Origin of the sequence: Rothia nasimurium (genome assembly GCF_004569295.1) — a bacterium.
GTDB classification, from domain to species: Bacteria; Actinomycetota; Actinomycetes; order Actinomycetales; family Micrococcaceae; genus Rothia; species Rothia nasimurium_B.
Window position 1 is genome coordinate 1 of the sequence record NZ_SPQC01000088.1, and the last position, 2024, is coordinate 2024.

The window sequence follows — 2024 nt, forward strand, 5'->3', positions numbered from 1 at the left end:
CCCCCTGGTCGTCCGCTACTATCTGGGCCAGGCCCACTACCGCTCCGTGCTCGACTACCACCCCACCTCACTCGAGGAGGCCCGTGTAGCTGTCGAACGCGTCGAAGCCTTCCTGTCTGCGACCCGCGACTATCACCGTGAAGACGTTGCGGTACCCGAGGCTTTCGCTGAGGCCATGGACGACGACCTCAACATCCCCAAGGCCCTCGCTGCCCTGCACGCGGGCGTCCGCGCCGGTAACGCAGCGCTCGCTGCCGGTGAGTCTGCCCAAGGCGCCGCCGAGCAGGTCTACGCCATGGCCAAGGTACTGGGGCTGGCAGAGCTTATGTCCTTCAGCCAGGCAGGGGCTACCGCCACCGAGCCCGGCGAACACGCAGCGCTCGACTCTCTAATCCAGATCATGCTCACTCAGCGCGCCGAAGCCCGCGAGGCTAAGGACTGGGCCCGCGCCGACCAGATTCGTGACGCCCTGGCAGCGGCCGGTATCACCGTCAAGGACGGCGCAACAGGCTCCACCTGGTCCCTCTAGGCCTCATAGCCCTCCCGCTACCGTGCTCCATCTCTCGCTCCACAGGGGGCAGGGGGTCGGTAAGCTAGAAAACAATTCATAGACATCAAACAAAGGACACACCCCATGGCGAAGGCAGGCTCACGCCCCGGCGCAACCAATAAGAAGAAGGGCCCCACCAAGGGCACCGGTGGCCACGGACGTAAGGCCCTCGAAGGCCGCGGCAACACCCCCAAGGCAGAAGACCGCGTCTACCACAAGGTCTACAAGATGAAGAAGTCCGCCGAAAACCGCAAGGCAACGAACACCCTGCGCTCCCGCCAGCCCCGCCTGGGCGGCAAGCGGGCCTCCGACGAACTGGTTACCGGCCGTAACTCCGTACTTGAGGCTCTGCAGACCGAGATTCCCGCCAAGACCCTCTTCGTCATGTCTCGCATCGAGGTCGATGACCGCGTCCGCGACATCATGACCGAAGCCAACAAGCAGGGCCTGCCCATGCTCGAAATAGGCCGTAACGAGCTGGACCGCCTGACCGACCACGCCGTCCACCAGGGTGTTGCTCTGCAGATTCCCCCCTACAAGTACCCGGACGCCGGCAACCTGGTCCTCGACACCATGGACCGCTGGTACGACAAGCAGATGGATACCCCGCCCCTCCTCGTTGCCCTGGACGGTATCACCGACCCCCGCAATCTGGGCGCCATCATCCGCTCCGTCTCAGCCTTCTCGGGCAACGGCGTCATCATCCCCGAGCGCCGCTCGGCAGCCATGACCGCCTCAGCCTGGAAGACCTCATCCGGTGCAGCTGCCCGCATCCCCGTTGCCAAGGCAACCAACCTCACCCGCGTGATTCAGCAGGCCAAGGACGCCGGCATCTTCGTCGTCGGTCTGGACGGCGGCGGCGACGTAGACCTGCCCAACCTCGAATTGGCCTCTGAACCGCTCATGATCGTCGTTGGCTCAGAAGGTAAGGGGCTCTCACGACTGGTCACCGAGAATTGCGACCAGATCGTTTCGATTCCCATTAGCTCAGCAATGGAATCACTTAACGCCTCTATGGCAGTCGGTATCTCCCTCTACGAGGTATCCCGCCGCCGAGCTTCCTAAGCTCTCATAAGAACGAAGTGCTCTCCCACGATAGTGGGGGAGCACTTTTTGTTTATCTAGTCTTAGGGAGGAGGCAGGCTCAGGAGAGCTTGTGTGAGCCGGAATAAGGGTCTGGCTCACAAAAATCCCTAAAATCAGGCCTTCTGAAGACCTTCAAAAAAACTTTAAAAATATTTTTACGGTGTTTAGTTTAGCTTTGACTAGGCGTTTTATCTGTTGCAGGTGGGGATTTTGAGGTAAAAAGGCTCCTGCGGTGGCACTTTTGGGTTGCACGCTCCGGAAAACCTGCGTAGAGTATTACGAGTCGCCACGGCACAGGGGAAACCCACCAAGCGACAAAACACCTAGTCACATAGCGAATTCAGGCCAAAGCCGGAACCGAGAAATCCCAACTCGCACGAGTGAGAGT

General features: G+C 60.5%; 2 protein-coding genes. Both read left to right on the plus strand.

Going from position 1 to position 2024, the window contains the following annotated elements; translation table 11 throughout:
• Positions 1–529: DALR domain-containing protein (locus E4U03_RS12470; protein WP_322785927.1), on the plus strand; the 529-nt coding region annotated here is incomplete at its 5' end.
• 105 nt (positions 530–634) lie between these two features.
• Positions 635–1615: a 23S rRNA (guanosine(2251)-2'-O)-methyltransferase RlmB gene (rlmB, locus tag E4U03_RS12475; RefSeq protein ID WP_135014043.1), complete on the plus strand. Its 981-nt coding sequence runs from the start codon at positions 635–637 to the stop codon at positions 1613–1615.
• The last annotated feature ends 409 nt before the right edge of the window (positions 1616–2024 follow it).